Consider the following 2,937-nt stretch of genomic DNA (forward strand, 5'->3'; position numbering starts at 1 on the left):
ACACCCATCCTCACAGGACTGCGAGCCCCTTCCATCCCAAGGGGACCACGCTCAAAGTCGAAGACCCGGATTACTCCGGGGGCGTTCTCCGCTCGACCAGTGCTGCCGTGCTATTCCAGCACGACTCAGCGCAAGCCGTGCAGTCTAGAAATGGCAGGGCAGCGTTACTGTGGGGCTGTTGTTGCCTGAGCCCCACCCTTGGGCGTTTGAGTGCCAGTTCGCATTATAGCCGTAGGTGCAGATATTGGTAATCAGGGGAAGATAGGCTCCGGTTCCGGGTTGCAGAGTAATGCCGTTGCTTGCCTGCGAGATGTCGCCCCCGCCAAAGTTTGTTCCCCAGAGATTGGCGTAGACGTACAGGTCTCCGCTGCATCCGCTGGAACGCGCGATGTCAGCAGAAGCGTAGATCCGATTGTTTGCCTTGTACGGCGTGCCGAGTGAATAGGACATGGAGCAGGCCGAGGACACACGTGTAACGGTCACCTGCTTTCCGCGGCTTGCGACCGTTGCGCTCTTGCCCACCTCTGGGATCACCGGGAAATCCTCTGCTGTCACCGCACGGACCACGGGGCTCCGATCGATGACCGCAGCGCTTCCGTCAGCACTGTCGGCGACGGCAGAAGGCGATCCTGCCAACGCCGCCCCGACTGCGACAAGAGCCGCAACCCAAACTGCCGAGAACCTCTTCTTCAATTCTTCTCCCCCTAGAAATACTCGCAGGGAAGACCACCCCTGGTACCGGATTACCCGCGCGCACCCTTATACGAAACCCGGTCATGGCAGAGGTGGAGCTGCACGCAAGAAACAAGGTAAAGGCACTCGTGATACCCCCAATATGAGACCTCGGCAGATGCCGATTGCGCTGATCTTAGGAGAGTGCATTCCGTTAGTCAATAGGGTTTAGAAATCACCCTAACAACACCATGGCGTACCAGCTCAATCAGCTGTAAGCTGCCGCCAAGGCCAGTGACCGGACCAACCTGCGCAGCTGTCCTCTGAGGGCACTTGGCCCTCTCGAAATCCGCCGGCCATGCAGTACAGGAGCAAGGCGTTCGTTGTTTCGCATCGAGAGCCAACTTTGGGGGAAGCATGAAGGAAAAAGCGACAGATTCTAACCGACCTTATTCCCCCCCTCCTGCTACCAGAAGTACACCTCTGGCCTTCGCCACCGCCGTAGTGGGGCCGTTGCTTCTCGTTGTGGTGGCTGGATATCTCACGATTCAGCTAGAGCTCTCCGAGATCGGCGCTCCCCTCCTCGATCTCGGTTCTCACCCGACGGAAGCACGCTCGCCGTGGATTCCATACCTGATTCGGATAGCCCTCGTCGTGTTGGCTGGGCTCGCCTTTGTGACCTACCGGGCTGCCTGCCGCTCTTGGGCTTCGCGCCTGACCGCGGTGCTCGTTCTGGTTGTAGCAGGCATCCTCGGCTCCTACACCCTGCATCCCCTTCCTTCGGGGGGAGAGACCGAACCGATGATCTGGCTCAGTTTTATCTACGGGGCCACGTCTCCCTTCACCTTGGCACTTATAGGAGCGGTCCTTATGGACGTGATACTGGCTCGGCAGAAATCAGCATCCCGGTAGATGTCGGTCGTAGCCAGACTGGTGCCCCGACTTGCACAGGTGAATCGGGTTCTGGGGTGTCTTCGCGTCAGGGCGGGGTCGGGTGCTGGAATGGGGCACTAGCCGTTAGCCTTTCGGGGTGTCTGCGTACATCCGGAAGGTGAAGACGACCTCCGGGGCGACCGCGGTGCAGATCGTGGAGAAGCGCTCGGGAGTCCGGCGTATCCTAGAGCATTTGGGCTCCGCGCATGGCGAAGCAGATCTGGCCGTGCTGATGCAGGCTGCCCAGGACCCCCTGAACGCAGGCCAACAGGCCTTCGATCTCGGCCTGGCCACGACGGAGCCCGGTACCGCGCCCTCGCTCGGCCCGGCGGTGGTGGCCGGGACCCGCAGCGAGGTCCTCCCGACTTGCACAGGCCTAGTGCCCCGGCGCTTCGTCCACGTCAATGTTTGGATCCGCACGGCGGCCGGATGTCAGGAGACCTCTCTGACGCCTGCCAAAGAAGCCCCCTTCGCCAATGTCCTTCAAGATCCTGTTCTCCTCACTCCGCGGCAAGCGCCGACGGCGTCGCCCGCCGGCACTCCGCCGACTCGAACTCCTGTGGCTGCGAGTCTGCCGGGCCGGCCGCGGGCCGGGCATGTGCGTCGCGCTGTTCGGCGGGTGGGTCTGGTTCGCGGCTGGCTCTCTGATCGGGTTCGAAGCGTTCGACATCGTCTTCAGCACATTCGCCCTCGCGCCCGAGCTGCTGAAGCTCGTCATCCTCGGCCTCCCCCTGACCTGGTACTCCCGGGGACACTCCATCGGTCCGCCTTGAGAACCTACAGCTTTACAAGACGTTGCCGTGGGCTCAGGCTGCCCCTCCTCGCGTACAGCATTTCTCGGGCCGGTCGGTGTCTTGGAAACCTGTCTCGACGAAATTTGCCTCACAGGCAGCGGATTCGGGGGTTTGTGAGCCAAACTGGGCAGGTGAGGCTTCTGGGGTACACGCGGGTGAGCACGGTCGGCCAGGACGCGCGGCTGCAGCTCGAGGCGCTGCGCGGGGTCGGGGTGGAGTCCAGGGATGTGTTCTCGGACGTGACCTCGGGCAGCCGGGCCGCGGTCCAGAGGCCGGGGATGAAGCGGCTGCTGGAGTACGCCGAGCCCGGGGACACCGTGGTGGTCTGGCGCATCGACCGCCTCGGACGCTCGCTCATGGACGTCCTGAACACGGTGAACCTGCTGCGCGAGAGCGGTGTGAAGATCCGCTCGGTCTCGGACGGGATCGACCCGGAAACGTCCTCGGGCAGGATGATGCTGGGAATGCTTGCGACCCTGGCCGAGTACGAGCGCGAGCTGATCGTCGAACGGGTCAACGCGGGCATCGCCGCGGCGAA

The 2,937-nt window shown here is 62.5% G+C and carries 4 protein-coding genes and 1 pseudogene; 4 read left to right on the plus strand and 1 reads right to left on the minus strand.

The genetic code is table 11. The annotated features are described in order from the left end of the window. Window positions 1-144 precede the first annotated feature (144 nt). Complete coding sequence (locus tag IE231_RS18020) at window positions 145-693, minus strand: hypothetical protein (protein WP_189695376.1); 549 nt, start codon at window positions 691-693, stop codon at window positions 145-147. A gap of 396 nt (window positions 694-1,089) precedes the next feature. Between IE231_RS18020 and IE231_RS18025 the strand changes: the two genes are divergently transcribed. The 4 genes and pseudogenes from IE231_RS18025 to IE231_RS18035 form a co-directional block, all read left to right on the plus strand. Next, complete coding sequence (locus IE231_RS18025; RefSeq protein ID WP_189695377.1) at window positions 1,090-1,584, plus strand: hypothetical protein; 495 nt, start codon at window positions 1,090-1,092, stop codon at window positions 1,582-1,584. Between the two features lie 118 nt (window positions 1,585-1,702). Further along, a pseudogene (locus IE231_RS18620) lies at window positions 1,703-1,966 on the plus strand (IS1634 family transposase); the annotation flags it as partial. Window positions 1,967-2,081: 115 nt separating this feature from the next. Then, window positions 2,082-2,378 carry a hypothetical protein gene (locus IE231_RS18030; protein ID WP_189695378.1) on the plus strand — a complete coding sequence of 99 codons (297 nt, stop codon included), beginning with the start codon at window positions 2,082-2,084 and terminating at the stop codon, window positions 2,376-2,378. A 152-nt stretch (window positions 2,379-2,530) separates the two neighbouring features. Continuing rightward, window positions 2,531-2,937: recombinase family protein (locus IE231_RS18035; protein WP_189695379.1), on the plus strand; the 407-nt coding region annotated here is incomplete at its 3' end.

Origin of the sequence: Sinomonas cellulolyticus, from assembly GCF_014656475.1 — a bacterium.
GTDB classification, from domain to species: domain Bacteria; phylum Actinomycetota; class Actinomycetes; order Actinomycetales; family Micrococcaceae; genus Sinomonas; species Sinomonas cellulolyticus.

Coding starts and splice junctions, on each gene's coding strand:
- IE231_RS18025 (WP_189695377.1), top strand. CDS start 1,090: ATGAAGGAAAAAGCGACAGATTCTAACCGACCTTATTCCCCCCCTCCT.
- IE231_RS18030 (WP_189695378.1), top strand. CDS start 2,082: ATGTCCTTCAAGATCCTGTTCTCCTCACTCCGCGGCAAGCGCCGACGG.